Below are 17,774 nucleotides of genomic sequence, written 5' to 3'. Positions count from 1 at the left end.
CCCCCCCCCTCGTCAATACAACGCCAGCAACCGTGCCATCAACTGACGACTCAACCGCTGCAACCACGCCTCTCGACTCTCATCTTCCCCGCGCCCGATCTCAAACTGCCCGAAAATAAACAGTTGGGAAAACCCGTGAACAACGGACCACATCAACACCACATCCAGTCGACCGGCCTCATCAGTCATGGCATCGTCAACATCACGGACCGCCGCCACAGACCGGGCCAGTTCCTTAAACGCCGCCTCGCTCTCGGCCGTTAATTCCGGATCCTGATTATCCAACAGGGCGCAGTTGAACATCAGGTTGAACAGGTGAGGATTGTCCGCCGCGAAGGCGATGTAGCCTTCGCCAATGGCTTGAAGTACCGCTCTGGCATCCTGACTTTCGATCATTGACTTGCGATGCCCCATCGCCGCGTTCAGGCGCTGGAAAGCCAGCGTGGCCAGTACCGTCAACAGATGCCCGACATCGCGAAAATGATGTTTAGGCGCGGCGTGCGATACACCCGCCCGACGGGCGCATTCACGCAACGTAAAGCCTTCCAGCCCCTTCTCGGCCAGAACCGCCTCGGCAGCCTCCAGCAGGGCGGCTTTCAGGTCGCCATGATGGTAGCGACGCTTTCCCGTGGTGCTCTCGGCAGTCATTCCCCCTCCGGTGGTTGGTCTTATGCAACCAGTCTGACACAAGCACCTACATCTTTACACTGACAAATTAAATCTTGACACCAGATAGATCATTGCATAGCTTTATCTTGTCACCGTAAAGTTAGGAGCCCACATGATTACCCCCATCATCATCCTGCTGATCCTTATAACGCCATTAGTCACCGCCTATGCCATGACCAGAGGGCGTGGCGCGGCCGGCCATACAACGCCAGACTGGTCCCGTAATGCCGCATGGGGGCTTGGCGGCTCGTTCTTGTTTTTCAGCCTCGGGCATTTCGTTCAGACGGAGGGCATGGTGGCGATGCTGCCACCCTGGGTGCCGGAGCGCTTTGCTCTGGTCTACCTCACCGGTGTGCTTGAGCTGGCTATTGGCCTGGCTCTGTTCTTGCCGGCCTGGCAACGACGAGCCGCCGGTGTCGCCATTGTGGTCCTGGTGCTGTTTTTCCCGGCCAACCTCTACGCGGCCGTCAACGCGACCGGGCTGGGTGGTCACCAGTGGGGACCGGTCTATCTCTGGATTCGGGCACCGCTGCAATTGATGCTGATCGGTTTGGCCTATGGCGTTTTCGTCAGCGACTCACCAGACCGATCCCATCAACGGGCCGGCCTTCAAGGAGGTTAAACATGGACACTCTATTCTCTCTGGCCAATCTGATGGTACTGCCCGCCTGGGTAACGCTGGTGTTCGCGCCGTTCAAATGGCCCGGTGTCAGTCGCTGGGTTCAGTTCACCGTACCCGTATTGCTGGGCATGGCCTATCTGGTAATGATCGCGATGTTCTGGAGTGAGCGTCAGGGCGGGTTCGACTCGCTGTCATCGGTGCGCGCCCTGTTCGGCCACGACGGACTGCTCTTGGCGGGCTGGCTGCACTACCTGGCCTTCGACCTCTTCATCGGCGCCTGGATCGTTGAACGGGCGATGCGGGTAGGTCTCCACCATGTCTGGACCATACCGTGTCTGCCGCTGACCTTCCTGTTTGGACCGATCGGCCTGGTGCTGTACCTGGCCATTGAATCCATATGGCGCTTGTGCAACCGCTCTTTCGAGGTCACCGCATGAACACCGCCGCGAGACAACACACTCTATGGGATGCCAGCACCCCCCGGCGACTCATTCATCTACTCGACCGACGCGATCCCTGGCTGACCCGAACCGGAGTGTTTCTGCTCCTGTTACTGGTTCCCTGTTACCTCGCTTCCCTGTTCGACCCGAGGTTGTTCGAAGGCGCAGGAGTCTGGGTCAAACCCATGAAATTCCAGCTGTCGGTCGGACTGTATCTGCTCACCGTTGCCTGGTTCATGGCTTATACCCGCCCCGAATTCCAAGTGAGTCGTCGGCGTCGCTGGCTCAGCGGAATGTTAGTCACTGCGGCCCTGTTCGAGGTGTTGTACATCACCCTGCAAGGTGCATTGGCTCAGGCCTCGCACTTTAATGAAAGCGATGCACTGCACAGCTTCCTGTATTCCCTGATGGGATTGGGTGCTGTGATGTTAGCGCTTATGGTCGGATGGCAGGCCGTGGAAATCGCTGGACACCGAAAACCCCGTTTGCCAATTGTGCTTCATTGGTCCATTGCCTGGGGGCTATTGCTGACAGCGGTGCTGACGATCATTGCCGGTTTTACCATCAGCACATACCAAAGCCCGATCATTGGTTTACCCCGATCAGAAGCTGACGGTATCTGGTTATTCGGTTGGGCAACCAATAGTGGAGACCTCAGAGTAGCTCACTTTCTCGGCACACACGCCATGCACATTATTCCGACCACCACCTGGTTACTCATCAGAATATCCACGAACAAAGCAGGGCTCTGGCTGGGCTTTACGTTACTGACCTTTATTGCGGCCTGGGTGGTTACCTACCTATCCGCTCTGGCCGGATCGTCATTCTTACCCTTTGTATAACGGCCTAACGACGGGTAGCGGACACAAATGCACTTTTCTCAACATTTTTACTAGACACCCGACCATCTTGTTCTAGGCTCACGGTTAACAGAGCATTTCGACAGGACAGGAAAGTAGGGAATGAAAGCTATTGATCTTCCGGATGGACTTGGTCTTCGGATGGAAACGGCTTCGGACAGGCCTTTTATCAGCTCTCTGTTTCACCAGGTACGCTCCCACTTTTACCTGGCCGAACAGGAGAGTGACTACATTCATCAAGTCATCGATCACCAACTTGAGTTGCAAACCCAGGGATACGGCAATCAGGCACCGAATGCCGTTTCGATGATCATATTGAAAACCGGTACCCCCATCGGCAGGATCGTGTTGGATTTTGGCAACAACATCGCTCACCTCCTGGATATCGCACTCATACAAGAAGTTCGAAATAAAGGCTACGGCACATCGGTTATTCAAGCCATCCAGCACGTGGCTCAAAAGCAGATGTTACCGGTTGGGCTCTCTGTCGAGCACCAAAACCCAACGGCCAAATCGCTTTATCAGACTCTGGGGTTTCGGCCGGTTGAACGGACCGCTACACATGATTTCATGATGTGGTACCCGATACCCTGTTAACGCATTGAAGCGTGCATTCCATTGCTGAAATCACTCGCTTCTGGCTGAGGAAACAGCCACTTGAACCGACTAAAAGGAGTCATCGAATGTCTGAGCTGGACTTTGATCGCTTGAAATCGATACAGGGAGAATCGGTTGATATAACGGATTCCCAAAACCACAGGGCATCCCTGATGTTGGAAGCCGTTGAGCCCGGCCTCCCGAATGATGCCACCTGGGATTCCATCTCAATCCGTTTCCGGTCCAATACAACCCTCACCATTCCACAAGGTTACTACACTATACATCACCGACATCTCGGTACGCATATGCTATTCGTCGTACCACGCGATTCGGGGCGTTATCAATCCATGATCACACGAGAAAGGAAATAGACTACCGACCGCTACTCGTTCGGTGGTCTATTACTCTCGTAAACCCACCGTCGGTCACATAGATCGACAATCAAACAATACAACTAACCTAACAGAGGGAAGGGCTAACTATGTCTGAACCATTTATCGGCCAGATACAAGCTTTCGGATTTCACTTCGCACCAAGAGATTGGGCATTTTGCAGTGGCAACCTGATGCAAATCAGTGACAATCAGGCTCTGTTTTCACTGCTCGGAGGGACCTACGGTGGAGACAGCCGAATTACTTTTGGGTTACCCAACCTGACCTCCAGGGCTCCTGTAGGGTTCAACATGGGCAATCCTCTTGGACTGACGCCTTATCAGATCGGGCAAATGGGTGGGTCTCAGCAACACTTGATGCACATCAACGAAATGCCCACCCACAATCACTCGGCCGATTTCACACCATCAAGCGAAGGCAGCGACTGTAAGGTACAGGTCACCCGGGAAGACGGAGCTCAATCAGAGCCATCCCAAGGTGACTACCTGGCTCAACCCTCCGAGCTGCCCGGTCCTGATACCCGTGAACAGATATTCAAATCGGATCCCAGCCCGGCGTCGCTTGTAGATCTGGGAGGTGTATCCGGAGGCGGTGGTGGCGGAGGCACGGTAACGGTAGCCAACAATGGCGGGAATCAGGCATTCGACATCCGAAACCCGTTTACTGCACTGAATTTTTGCATTGCGTTGCAAGGTCTTTATCCGCAAAGAAACTAAGACGCATACTCGCCTTCCAGTCAACATCGATTGATCTCGATCAGGAGCACCGAAATATCTGATTCGGGTTGTCAGTATTCTTCATCAGCTCGACAACCCGATCGCCGCAAGGGTTCCTGTGGGCTGATGCAGCGTGTAAAGGGAATGAAGCGAGTCTCCTGGGGTTCGACCTTGCATGGAATGCCAGGCCATAGTACCGAGTTGTTCTTGACGGGCACAACATCGATCGCCATCAGGGCCTCACGAATCCTAAAGTAATAATTCGTATTGATATGAACGGTTTTTTGACGGAAGGAACTTCAATATGAGCCAATATTATAGGCGTTTTCTGATCGGAGATACGTTTTGTTATCACGGCCCAATAAACCACGCTTCAGAAGTGCCTCTGGGCTAACCTGTTCACCCACCGGCTAGGTTTCCATGCTCTAAGGAGTATTTCGTTAACGATGGAAAAAATCGCCCTTTGCCCCTCAAACTTGAACTGCTCGGGACTCAGGCGGGTTACAAACCGGATTGGGTTGAGTGACCGTCATTCGAGTCACGATGCAATCAGCCTTTCCTCGGATCAACCGCAGTGACTTTTAAACATATATCATACCCAAAACACGTTGCGACGGTGTATACCTTGGTACCGTCACCTTCTTTGTTGAAATCAAAGCAATGATAAACCGTTGGGTTGGTCTGTCTCGCTGTAAGACGGGACAAGGAACATAATCAGTGCGGCTAAACAGTCGCTTGGGATTCGGATCATGATAGTGTCCAAACACGTGATAAAACATACCGGCGCTTTCGTCGCTGGTATCATTCTATCCTTACCCGCCCTGGCGGTGCTGTTCGATTTTGAAACCGGTTCGGCGAACTACTCAGGCTGGAGCACTCCCTCATTAACAGTCAACCACAATAGCCTAATTCCGTCACTGACCATTGAGCCTACAGCCGATATGGTATTCAGGGGTTCCGAAAAAAGTGGGTGGGAGAACGGTGGTATTGAATCCCTGTATTTCGGGTGGGACAACCCTGAAACCCAGGTGGATTTTACCATGGGATCAGGTTACCGATTTGATGCCACCGGCTTTTACATTTCCAACCAGTCCGGTAGTACGGGTTACACTCTATCATCATCCAAAGGCAGTATTTCCCTGACGATCCCCACAGATGGATCTGGCAACTTCACCCATATCGATATTTCAGGCAATGTAAACGCCGCTTTCTTTCAGGACATAGGATCCTTTACATTGTCGGCCCCCTCCGGTGGCACCTACTTTCAAGTCGATGACATCACACTCGTTAATATCACGGTCCCGACGGACTCAAATGGCAATCTCACAGCCTCAGGTACCGTCACCGAACCGGTGGCGATGCCTACCACGGTCGACACCGTTGGCGAAGCCGTCGATGTCTTCGATTTCACTCTGTCTGACGGCGGTGGCGGCGACGGCCTGCCAATGAGTATCAGCCAGATCGTATTGAATGTCTCCGGAACGACCAACAATACAATTCATGATCAGATCACTTGGCGGTTAAATGGCCCCGATGCCTCAAATGTCATCGGCACCTACAACGCCGGGACCATCACTTTCTCTGGCCTCACGCTTTCCATCGCCGATAGCGGCAATGAAACCTACACGGTAAACGCCTATTACAACGACAACACCGGGCTCATCGAAGGCCAGACGTTTATTCTGTCGGTTGATGGCGATACCGATGTCACTACCGGTGGTTCCGGTACGAGTATGGGCTCGACCTCCGCTGTCACCAACGGCAGTGGCAGTACCGTTGAAGTTACGGCGACGACGCTGGCGTTTACCACACAACCGGCCAGTTCCACCTCGGGTTCGGCGCTCGGCACCCAACCGGTGGTGACAGCTCAAGATGATGATGGCAATACTGATGTGGACTTCACAGAAACCATCACACTCAGTGAAGCCAGCGCAGGAAGTTTATCGGGCGATGTGGATATCGAGGCCGTCTCCGGGGTTGCCACATTTACCGATGTGGCTTACACCGCAACGGCGGATCAGGAAAGTTTTACCCTCACCGCCAATGACGAAGACGGCGCAGGCACCAACCTCCCTACGGAAGATTCCAATTCGGTCACATCCGACGTTGTGGCGACCAAACTGGTGTTTAACACCCAGCCCGTTCCAACCACGATCGACAGCGGCGTCTCGACTGATTTCACCACCGACCCGGTGGTTCAAGCCCTGGATGCCAACAATACCCTGGACACCGGCTACAGCACCAACATTGTGCTTTTGGCGACGGACCCGAACGACGGCATTGTCGACGGAACGGTAAACAGTATGACCGGCACCGGCGATGCCGATGGGGACGACACCACCGTCACCCTCACACCCAGTTCCGGCGCCGCCACCTTTTCCAGCCTGGCATTGCAGTACACCAACTCCGGTGCCAGTGATAGCATCGCGTTGAGGGCCTCCTCCGGCGGTTTGATGGCGGCCAACAGCAGCACCATTACCTCGCTGGTCAACAATGCGCCGGTAATCACCAACCTGGACAGTGACTCGGTTGCCTGGGCGGGTATTGGCAATACCGTTACTCTGGATTCCGGCGGTGACGCCACCGCAAGCGACACCGAGTTGGATGCATTGAATGGCGCCAATGGCGATTACTCCGGCGGCTCCCTCACCGTGCAGCGTGAAGGTGGCGCTGTAACGAGCGAACTATTCGGGTTCGATACCAGCGGTGCTCTGTTCTCTGTCAACGGCAGTAATCTCGAAGACGGAGGCCAGGTCTTCGCCACGTTCACCAACACCAATGGCGTGCTGACTATCAGCTTCACCAGCTCGGGCACTGCGGCGACCACCGCCCTGGTCTCCGATCTCATGCAGCGCATCACTTACCGCAACGACACCCCGGCAGGCGACGCCACGGTCCGGTTCACGCTGAGCGACGGCTCGAAGACCGATACAGCCGATGTCACCGTCACTACCGACAGCATTTACATCACCGACACCACCGACACCGCCACCATCGACCCGACCGACGGCACCAGTTTCAGCGAGGCCATCGCCATCGCCATCGCGGCCGCCGACGGCACCGGCTCTCAGACTCTGATTATGGGCAGCAGCCTGGCCGCGCAAACGGTATCGGCTACGTCCGTTACCAGTCTGGCCGAAAATCTGACGCTGGATATGGATTCAGCCAGTGGCGCTACCCTCTCGGGCGGCACCTTGACTCTAGGCGGTGGCGTAACCCTGACGTTGACCAACGGCAACAGTGATACCGCCAGCATAAACACCGTATTCGCCGGAACCGGCTCCCTCACCAAAACCGGCGACGGCACGGTAACCCTATCGGGGAGCCATACTTACAGCGGCACCACCACCTTGACCGGAGGCACCGTCAGCGTGGCGGGCGACAGCAATCTCGGCAGCGGTCAGTTGGTGATGAATGGCGGCACCTTGGTCGTCACCTCGTCCGGCACCATCGACAACACCGTCAACCTGGCCGCCGACAGTACCATCAGCAACGCAGACGATTTGACCTTGTCGGGATTGTTCTCCGGGGCCGCCAACCTGAGCAAGGCCGGTGCCGGGCAGATGAATCTTACCAACAGCAATAACGAAGCCGGTTCCAGTGGTGGCATCACCATTACGGAAGGCAAATTCTATATCAGTGATGACGACTTCCTGCCGTCCGGCACCATTACCCTGAACGGTGGTTCCTTCCTGGCCAGTGGTTCCAGCGGTCAGTCGGATACGGTGGATAACAACTTTGTCGTCGGCGCGGCCGGAGGCACCTTCCATATCTATGGCGGGGGCGGAAACTATACGCTCTATGTCACAGGGGTGATTTCCGGCAGTGGCGATCTGGAAAAGATCACCACCGCAGCTTTGGTTCTGAGCGGCACCAATACCTATAGCGGTAACTTCACCATCTCCACCGGTAACGTCTCCATTACGGACGGTTCCAACCTGGGCAGCGGCACCGTCACTCTGAATGGCGGCACCCTGACGGTGACCGGCTCCGATGTGACCATCACTAACGAACTGGTCGCTTCCAGCGGCAACCTCAGCAACGCCAACAACGTCACCTGGTCTGGCGTAATCAGCGGTTCAGGCGGTCTGACCAAAAACGGTGCGGGCACCCTTACGTTATCGGGCACTCAAACACACTCGGGTACGACCAACATCACGGCCGGGGATGTGAGCATCACCGATGACACCAACATCGGCTCGGGCACCATCACGCTCAACGGCGGCGGCCTCACGGTGACCGGCACGGGCACGATCGACAACGCCATCAGCATTGGGGCCGGCAACGGTACGGCCACCAATGCCAACGCCGCAACCCTCTCTGGTGTGATCAGCGGCACCGGCAGCCTGACCAAAGCGGGCGCGGGTACCTTGACGATCTCCGCCACGAATACCAATACCGGCACGCTCACGCTCTCCGCAGGCAAGACCGTCGTCACCGGTTCGGTCTCCGGACCCGTTAGCGTTGGCAACACAGCAACGCTCGAAAGCACCGACACCGTCTCCGGACTGGTCACGGTGGCCTCCGGCGGTACCCTGCAGACCGGCGCCTCACCCGGCACGCTGACATTGGCGGGCGGCCTGACACTGGATTCCGGTGGCACCCTGGTTGCTCGCGTCAACGGCACCACGGCTGGTACGACATACGACCAATACGATGTGACCGGCACCGTGACCCTGGGTGGCACACTCAACGTGATCGGCAGCTACACCGGTACCGGTGGCGAAAGCTACACCATCATAAACAACGACAGCAGCGACGCCGTCAGCAGCACCTTCAATGGCCTGGCCGAAGGGGACGACTCCACCACACTGAACAGCATACCGCTGGCAGTCAGCTATGTGGGCAGCACCGGCAACGATGTTGTGCTGAGCACCGCAGGCCCGGATGTCACCGATGGCAATATTTCGATCTCGGGTGCGACCGGCACCGGTGGTACGTACAAAATTGGCGATACCGTGACTGCGACTTGGGACGACACTTCCGCCACCGGCGACAATAACGGCGACATTTCCGGTGTAACGGTCGACTTCACCGACTTTGGCGGCGGTGCGGCGGTCGTGGCCAGTAACAGCAGCGACACCTGGACGGCCACCTACACCCTTGTTTCAGGCGCCATCGACGGCACCAACCTGAACGTCTCGGTCGCGGTAACTGATGCCAACAGCCTGACCACCACCACGACCGATTCCACCAATGCCTCGGTGGATAACACTCAGCCCTCGATCAATGGCGTCACCTCGTCCACCGCAAACGGCACGTACAAGGTAGGCGATGCGATTTCCATTCAGGTGACTTTCAATGAAGTCATGACCGTCACCGGCACCCCACAGCTGACGCTGGAAACCGGCAGCACCGACCGGGTGGTGGACTACGCCTCAGGTTCCGGCACCGATACCCTAACCTTCACCTATACCGTTCAGGAGGGAGATGCCAGCGCCGATCTCGACTACACCGGCACCTCGGCCCTGGCCTTGAACGGCGGAACGATCAACGACGATGCCGGCAACGCCGCCACTCTGATGCTGGCCACACCGGGGGCCGCCAACTCACTGGGCGACAACAAAGCCCTGGTGGTGGATGGTGTATTGCCGACCGTGACAGAAGTCACCTCCTCCTCGGCTAACGGCAATTACAAAGCGGGCGATGCCGTCAGCATTCAGGTCAACTTCAGCGAAGCGGTCACCGTCACCGGCACACCGCAACTGACGCTGGAAACCGGCGGCACCGATCAAGTAGTGGATTACACCTCGGGCTCCGGCACCAGCAGCCTGACATTCACCTACACCGTTCAGGTGGGTGACACCAGTGCCGACTTGGATTACCTCAATACCACCGCCCTGGCGCTGAACGGCGGCACCATTGCCGACGCCGCCGGTAACGCCGCCACCCTGACCCTGGCGTCGCCTGGCGCTGCCAATTCACTGGGCGCCAACAAAGCCCTGATGATCGACACCACCACTCCGACGATCAGTGGTGTGAACTCGTCCACGGCAGACGGCAGCTACAAGGTGGGTGACAGCATCAGTATTCAGGTCAATGTCAGTGAAGCGGTCACCGTCACCGGCACGCCACAACTGACGCTGGAAACCGGTGATACTGATCAGGTGGTGGATTACGACTCGGGTTCCGGTACCAGCACCCTGTCCTTCACCTACACCGTGCAGGCGGGCGACTCCAGTGCCGATCTGGATTACACAGGCACCACAGCTCTGGCCCTGAATGGCGGTACCATCGCCGATGCCGCCGGTAACGATGCGACGCTGACTCTGGCCTCAGCGGGCGCGGCCAATTCACTGGGCGCCAATAAATCCCTGGTCGTGGATGGCGTCGAACCCACAGTAACGGCTGTCACTTCATCGACCACAGACGGCAGTTACAAAGCAGGCGATGCCATCAGCATCCAGGTCAACTTCAGCGAAGCGGTCACCGTCACCGGCACACCGCAACTGACGCTGGAAACCGGCGACACCGATCAGGTGGTGGATTACGCCTCAGGCTCCGGCACCACCAGCCTGACCTTCACCTACACCGTGCAAGCAGGCGACACCAATACCGATCTGGATTACCTGAATACCACAGCCCTGGCACTGAACGGCGGCACCATCGCCGATGCCGCCAGCAACGCCGCGACGCTGACCCTGGCTTCACCGGGCGCCGCCAACTCCTTGGGTGACAACAAAGCCTTGGTGGTAGATGGCGTCGTGCCGACCGTGACGGGGGTTACCTCCTCCACCGCCAACGGCAGCTACAACGCAGGCGACAGCATCAGCATCCAGGTCAACTTCAGTGAAGCCGTTACCGTCACCGGTACTCCGCAATTGACACTGGAAACCGGCGACACCGACCAAGTGGTGGATTACGCCTCGGGCTCCGGCAGCAGCGCGCTGACCTTCACCTACACCGTGCAGGCGGGCGACACCAGTGCCGATCTGGATTACACCAGCACCACGGCGCTGGCCCTGAACAGCGGCACCATCATGGATGGCGCCAACAACGCCGCCACTCTGACCCTGGCCTCTCCGGGCACCGCCAATTCACTGGGCGCCAACAAGGCGATCGTCATTGATACTACGGCACCCAGCGGGCAAAGCGTGGCGTTCGATGACGCCACCATCAATGCGGCCGAAGCGAGCAGCCAGAGCTTCACCTTCAGCGGTGCGGAAGTAGGCACCACCTACGACTACACCATCAGCAGCTCCGGCGGCGGCACGGACGTCACCGGCAGCGGCACGATCAACGATGTCGGCGAACAACTGACCGGGCTGGACATTAGCGGCCTTGGCGATGGCACCCTGACGCTGTCCGTCACCCTAACGGATGGCGCCGGTAACGCGGCAACCGCGGTCACTGACACCGCCACGCTCGATACCGCCGCACCGAATGGTCAAAGCGTCGCCTTCGACGACAGCACCATTAACGGCAGTGAAGCCGCCAGCGTCAGCTTCACCTTCAGCGGTGCGGAAGTGGGTGCGGGCTACAGTTACACCATCAGCAGCAGTGGCGGCGGTACGGATGTCACCGGTACCGGCACCATCGCCACAGCCGGTGACCAGATCAGTAACGTGGATATCAGTGGGTTGTCCGATGGCACCCTGACGCTCTCCGCTACGCTGACGGATACCGCCGGTAACGCGGCGACAGCGGTCACTGACACGGCCACGCTCGATGCCACCGCACCGACCGGCCAAAGCGTCGCTTTCGATGACACCCTCATCAACAGCAGCGAAGCCGCAGGCACCAGCTTCACCTTCAGCAGCGCCGAGGTGGGTGCTTCCTATACCTACAGCATCAGCAGCAGCGGTGGCGGTACCGACGTTACCGGGTCCGGCACCCTGACCACGGCTACCGATCAGATCAGTAATGTGGATGTCAGCGGTCTGTCGGATGGCACCCTGACGCTGTCCGTAACGCTTTCGGATTCGGCGGGTAACGAGGCGGCAGCGGTGACCGACACCACCTCGCTGGATACCACCGCACCATCGCTTACCGAAGTGAGTGTGACCACACTGACCAACGACAACACACCGGCCATTCAATTCTCCACCACCGAGGCCGGCACGCTGGCTGTGGACGGCAGCTGTGGCAGCGGCGATGAAGGTGCGGTCGGCAGTGGCAGCCAGACCATCACGCTAACCGATACCGACAACAGCAGCGCAATGAACGACGCCGCCTACAGCGATTGCACCCTGATCGTCACCGACGCCGCCGGAAATGCCAGCAACACCCTGAGTTTGACCACCTTCACGGTAGACACCACCGCACCGGGCCTCGGCACCAACACCGGAGTCTCTCTCACGGAAGGCGGCACGGAAGTGATCAACAACACCGAACTGGCGGCCAACGATTCCAACAGCGGCGCGGCGAACATCACATTCACGCTGACCGCAGTCCCGACCAACGGTACCCTGAGCAACAACGACTCCGACCTGGCGGTGTCCGACACCTTCACCCAGGACGATATCGACAACGACCTTTTCAGCTACGCCCACAACGGCGGCGACACCACCAGCGACAGCTTCAGCTTCACCCTGAGCGACAGCCTGGGGAATACCTCCGTCGCACAAACGGTGAGCCTGAACGTGACCGCTGTTAACGACGAACCGACCCTCACCGCTACCGGCCAGAACCCGACCTTTACCGAAGGCGGATCAGCGGTCGCCTTGTTCAGCAGTGCGGCGATTGACACCATTGAAAGCGGACAAACGCTGAGTGGCCTGGTCATTGAAGTCAGCAGCGTCGCCAATGGCAGTGACGAAGTGCTGGGTATCGACGGCAGCGACATCGAACTGACGAACGGCACCAGCGGCACCACCACCGACAACAGCCTGAGCTACAACGTCAGCGTCAGCGGCTCGGTCGCCACGGTCACACTGAGCGGCGGCACCCTCTCCGAGGCAAACGCTCAAACCCTGGTGGACGGACTGACCTACGTGAACAACAGCGAAGCACCGAACGATGCCAATCGTGTGGTGACCCTCACCAGCCTCACCGACAGCGGCGGCACCGCCAATGGCGGCGATGATACCGTCAGCCTGAGTGTCTCCAGCACGGTGACCACGGTGGCGGTGAACGACGTCCCGGTGCTGTCGGATCTCGGCGCTTCGTCCGAATCCACCCTCACCATTGCTGGTGCCAGCAGCAGTACCGCCAGCGACAGCACCATCGGCCAGACCTTCACGGCAACCGCCAATGGCACCATTACTGAGGTCGGCTTCGTCTTCACGACCGGAGGTGCGTCGGCTACGTTGAACGTCTATGAAGGCGCGGGCACCAGCACAGCTCCGGTGGCGACGAAAGCCTTCACCACCACCCAGACCTATACCGATGCCTCCAACTACAGCTACCAGACTGTCACGCTGGATACTCCGGTCGCCATCACGCAGGGTTCCATCTATACAGTGGCTATGGTTATCGGCACTGACGAAAACACGATTTACATCAGTAGCAGCGTCTATGCCGACGGCAACATGTACTTCGCCGATATATCACGGTCCACTTTTGATCTACTGAGTGAGATCACCACTACCGCCGACGCGGCCTTCACAGAAGGTGGCAGTGCCATTCAGTTTAATTCGACTGGGGTCGTGGCCGATGCCGAACTGGATGCAGCCAACAGTGGCAATGGCAACTACAGCGGTGCCTCGCTGACCATCGCCCGCAACGGTGGTGCCAGCGCGAACGACAGCTTCGGCTTCAGTGATGGCAACGGCATCAGTCTCTCCGGCGGCGATCTGGTCAAGAACAGCCTGACCATCGCCAGCTTCGAGAACAACACCGGCACCCTGACCATCACCTTCACCGATGCCAACGGCGAGATACCGACCTCGGAGGATGTCGATGCAGTGCTGCAGCAGCTCCTCTACAGCAACAGCTCCGAGGACCCGGCCAGCTCGGCGCAACTCGACTGGTCCTTCTCAGACGGCACCGACAGCGGCACCGGCTCCACCACGATCGGCCTTACCGCGGTAAACGATGCACCGAGCATCAGCGGAACCCCAGCCACCACCGTAGCCGAAGACAGTGCCTACAGCTTCACCCCGACGGCCAGTGATCTGGAAAGTGATCCGCTCACCTTCAGCATCACCAACAAGCCGACCTGGGCGACCTTCAGCACCAGCACCGGCGCCTTGACCGGCACCCCGGCCAACGATGACGTCGGCACCGACAGCACCATCGTCATCAGCGTAAGCGACGGCTCCGCGAGCACGGACCTGGCAAGCTTCGACATCACCGTGACCAACACCAACGATGCGCCGACCATCAGCGGCACTCCGTCCACCACGGTCGCCGAAGACAGCGCCTACAGCTTCACACCGACCAGCGCCGATGTTGACGTAGGCGATACGCTGACCTTCAGCATCACCAACAAACCCAGCTGGGCGAGCTTCAACACCAATACCGGCGCGCTGACCGGCACCCCGGCCAATGGCGATGTAGGCACCACCAGCAACATCCTGATCAGCGTCAGCGATGGCACCGTCAGCGTCGACCTGGCCACCTTCAACCTGACCGTCACCAACACCAACGATGCACCGACCATCAGCGGGTCACCGGCGACCAGTGTCAATGAAGACAGCGCCTACAGCTTCACCCCGACCGCAAACGATGTGGACCTGGATGCTTCCCTGACCTTCAGCATCGCCAACAAGCCAAGCTGGGCGACCTTCAGCACCAGCACCGGCGCCCTGACCGGCACACCGGCCAATGACGACGTGGGTGACTATAGCGACATTGTCATCAGCGTCAGCGACGGCACAGCGAGCACGGACCTGGCCAGCTTTGACATCACGGTGACCAACACCAACGATGCGCCCACCATCAGCGGTACTCCGGCCACTACAGTCGCCGAAGACGTGGCTTACAGCTTCACGCCGACCGCGGACGATGTGGACCTGGGCGATACCCTCACCTTCAGCATTACCAACCAGCCAAGTTGGGCCAGCTTCGACACCGCTACCGGCACACTGAGCGGCACGCCGACCAACAGTGACCTTGGCACCACCAGCGGCATTGTCATCAGCGTCGGTGACGGCACCACCAGCGCCAGTCTGGCCGCCTTCGATCTGACCGTGACCAACGTGAACGATGCGCCGACGATCAGCGGCACACCGGCCACCACCGTCGCCGAAGACAGCGACTACAGCTTCACCCCGACGGCGGCGGATGTCGACCCGGGCAACACCCTGACGTTCAGCATTACCAACATGCCGAACTGGGCCAGTTTCGATACCAACACGGGCGCACTGACCGGCACACCGACGAACGATCACGTTGGCAGCTACGACGGCGTTGTGATCAGTGTCAGTGACGGAACAGCCAGTTCGAGCCTCACGGCCTTCGACATTGAGGTGACCAACACCAACGACGCGCCGGTGATCAGCGGTACGCCGGACACAGTAGGCGTTGTGGGCGTCCCATACAGCTTCGTCCCGACCGCCAGCGACGTCGATGTCGGCGATACGCTGACCTTCAGCATCGCCAGCCTGCCGGGCTGGGCCAGCTTCGATACCGCCACCGGCGAACTGAGCGGCACGGCCGCGCCGGGCGACGAAGGCGACTACAGCATCGAGATCAGCGTGTCCGACGGTACCGACAGTACGGCGCTTGGCAGTTTCACCCTGACCGTGGCGCCGAGCGTCGATACCGACGGCGACGGTGTGATCGACTATCAGGAAGGCCTGGACGGCACCGATCCGAACGACCCGACCGACTACCGCGATACCGTCGCCCCGGTCGTCACCGCGCCGGACGAGTTGACCATCGACGCTGTAGCGCTCTACACGCCCGTACCGAGGAAACAACTGTTGGGACTGTCGTCCGATGCGACCGGCACCCAGGTGGAGAACGCCCTCGCGGCGCTGGCCTCCGATAACATCGACGGCGAGAACTGTTGCAACGCCAACGCCCAAAACCTGATCAACAACCAGGCACTACTGCCCCCGGGTCGCAATGAAATTACCTGGCAGGCGACAGACGCAAAAGGCAACGTCGGTACCGCGACACAGATCGTCAATGTCCGGCCGCTGGTGTCTCTGAGTAAGGATCAGGTTAGTGTCGAAGGTGCCACCGCGAGGATAAAAGTGGTTCTGAATGGCGAATCACCAGCCTATCCACTCGATGTGCCATTTGTGATCGACAGCCAAAGTACAGCAGATGAGGACGACCACGATCTAATCACTGATCGCGTTACCTTCAATGGCGGTGAAATCGAACGGATCATTGAGGTTCAATTGACCGACGATGCCATTCCAGAAAACGAGGAAGTCCTGATCGTTCGACTGGACGACCGCACCACCAACGCCCAGGATCTGCAGGACGGCTACGATCCGGCCAATCCGGACATCTACGACATCAACGCGGGCGCCAAGACGGTCCACCGCCTACGCATTGTTGAAACCAATGTTGCGCCGGATACCCGCCTCAGCCTGACCCAGGGTGGCAAGAACACCATCCAGGTCACGACCGATGGCGGCCCGGTCACAGTCACCGCCACGGTCACCGACCCGAACCCGGACGAGAGCCACAGCTACAACTGGAGCGACAGCGACACCGCACTGGTCGATACCGATGGCGACACCGCTGACAATACCCTGGTCTTCGACCCAAGCGGTCTCAGCGCCGGTCGCTACAAGGTGGGCATCACCGTAACGGACAGTGAATCCGCAACCGACCAGACCAAGCTTCACTTCCGCGTGGTGACTGCGCTGCCGACCCTGAACACCGGAGACGACAGCGACAACGACGGCATCGACGACGCTACCGAAGGCACAGCCGACAACGACGACGACGGCATTCCGGATTATCTGGACAACATCGTCGCCACCAACGTCCTGCCCGAGGTCGCGAGCGAAACCGACTCTTATCTGGTCGAGTGCGATCCGGGTGTACGCTGCCGTCTTGGCCAGTTCGCGCTGGTCGGCAGCACCGGTGGTGCCCGCCTGACGGATGACGACATCGCGGAACAGGCCGACATCGGTCCGGATACGGTCTTCGACCACAGCGGCGGTATTTTCGACTTTGAGATCCACGACTTGCCGACCCTCGGCCAGAGCGTGCGCATCGTCGTACCGCAGAGTAACCCGCTGCCGGAAGGCGGGGTCTACCGCAAGTTCCAGGACGGTGATTGGCGGACGTTCGTGGAAGATGCCAACAATGAACTGCACTCCGCTCCCGGCAACCCGGGCTACTGCCCACCGCCGGGAGACGAGAGCTGGGAGGCCGGACTGCAAAACGGTTACTACTGTGTGCAACTGACCATCGAAGATGGCGGCCCGAACGACGCCGACGGCCTGGTCAACGGTGCCGTGGTCGACCCGGGTGCTGTGGGCATCCCAAAAGCCACAACCCCGACCGACCCGACCGTCAGCTTCAACAGCGGCGGCCAGTCCAAGGGCGGCACCGTCGGTTGGTTGTTGAGCCTGCTCACGGTGCTGTTGGTCGTATCCACCCGTCACGGCAAAAGGAACTGAGTT

General features: G+C 58.6%; 8 protein-coding genes. 7 read left to right on the top strand and 1 reads right to left on the bottom strand.

Translation table 11 applies throughout. The features are described from left to right. Window positions 1-12 precede the first annotated feature (12 nt). On the bottom strand, window positions 13-648 hold the full coding sequence (locus IE111_RS08260) for a TetR-like C-terminal domain-containing protein (RefSeq protein ID WP_189608072.1): 636 nt from the start codon (window positions 646-648) through the stop codon (window positions 13-15). A gap of 133 nt (window positions 649-781) precedes the next feature. Between IE111_RS08260 and IE111_RS08255 the strand changes: the two genes are divergently transcribed. From IE111_RS08255 to IE111_RS08230, 7 genes are all read left to right on the top strand, one after another. Then, a complete protein-coding gene (locus tag IE111_RS08255) occupies window positions 782-1,291 on the top strand; it encodes a DoxX family protein (RefSeq protein WP_189608071.1) in 510 nt (169 codons plus the stop codon). A gap of 2 nt (window positions 1,292-1,293) precedes the next feature. Beyond that, window positions 1,294-1,728: an ABA4-like family protein gene (locus IE111_RS08250; protein ID WP_189608070.1), complete on the top strand. Its 435-nt coding sequence runs from the start codon at window positions 1,294-1,296 to the stop codon at window positions 1,726-1,728. 188 nt (window positions 1,729-1,916) lie between these two features. Further along, a complete protein-coding gene (locus IE111_RS08245; protein ID WP_189608069.1) occupies window positions 1,917-2,573 on the top strand; it encodes a hypothetical protein in 657 nt (218 codons plus the stop codon). Window positions 2,574-2,693: 120 nt separating this feature from the next. Further along, window positions 2,694-3,188 (top strand): GNAT family N-acetyltransferase, encoded by a 495-nt coding sequence (locus tag IE111_RS08240; RefSeq protein ID WP_189608068.1) that lies wholly within the window; start codon window positions 2,694-2,696, stop codon window positions 3,186-3,188. An 86-nt stretch (window positions 3,189-3,274) separates the two neighbouring features. Beyond that, complete coding sequence (locus tag IE111_RS24795) at window positions 3,275-3,562, top strand: DUF6916 family protein (protein ID WP_373300872.1); 288 nt, start codon at window positions 3,275-3,277, stop codon at window positions 3,560-3,562. A 110-nt stretch (window positions 3,563-3,672) separates the two neighbouring features. Continuing rightward, a complete protein-coding gene (locus IE111_RS08235) occupies window positions 3,673-4,299 on the top strand; it encodes a phage tail protein (protein ID WP_189608067.1) in 627 nt (208 codons plus the stop codon). Between the two features lie 1,358 nt (window positions 4,300-5,657). Beyond that, window positions 5,658-17,771: a beta strand repeat-containing protein gene (locus IE111_RS08230; RefSeq protein ID WP_189608066.1), complete on the top strand. Its 12,114-nt coding sequence runs from the start codon at window positions 5,658-5,660 to the stop codon at window positions 17,769-17,771. Window positions 17,772-17,774: the final 3 nt, after the last annotated feature.

Source organism: Saccharospirillum salsuginis (assembly GCF_014651855.1).
In the GTDB taxonomy this organism is placed as follows: domain Bacteria; phylum Pseudomonadota; class Gammaproteobacteria; order Pseudomonadales; family Natronospirillaceae; genus Saccharospirillum; species Saccharospirillum salsuginis.
The sequence above is the reverse complement of the archived record's forward strand: the minus strand, read 5'-3'. Positions and strand labels throughout refer to the sequence as shown.

What these genes read in the sequence shown, in the direction of transcription:
- IE111_RS08260 (WP_189608072.1), bottom strand. Translation starts at nt 648, where the DNA reads ATGACTGCCGAGAGCACCACGGGAAAGCGTCGCTACCATCATGGCGAC.
- IE111_RS08255 (WP_189608071.1), top strand. Translation starts at nt 782, where the DNA reads ATGATTACCCCCATCATCATCCTGCTGATCCTTATAACGCCATTAGTC.
- IE111_RS08250 (WP_189608070.1), top strand. Translation starts at nt 1,294, where the DNA reads ATGGACACTCTATTCTCTCTGGCCAATCTGATGGTACTGCCCGCCTGG.
- IE111_RS08245 (WP_189608069.1), top strand. Translation starts at nt 1,917, where the DNA reads ATGAAATTCCAGCTGTCGGTCGGACTGTATCTGCTCACCGTTGCCTGG.
- IE111_RS08240 (WP_189608068.1), top strand. Translation starts at nt 2,694, where the DNA reads ATGAAAGCTATTGATCTTCCGGATGGACTTGGTCTTCGGATGGAAACG.
- IE111_RS24795 (WP_373300872.1), top strand. Translation starts at nt 3,275, where the DNA reads ATGTCTGAGCTGGACTTTGATCGCTTGAAATCGATACAGGGAGAATCG.
- IE111_RS08235 (WP_189608067.1), top strand. Translation starts at nt 3,673, where the DNA reads ATGTCTGAACCATTTATCGGCCAGATACAAGCTTTCGGATTTCACTTC.
- IE111_RS08230 (WP_189608066.1), top strand. Translation starts at nt 5,658, where the DNA reads ATGCCTACCACGGTCGACACCGTTGGCGAAGCCGTCGATGTCTTCGAT.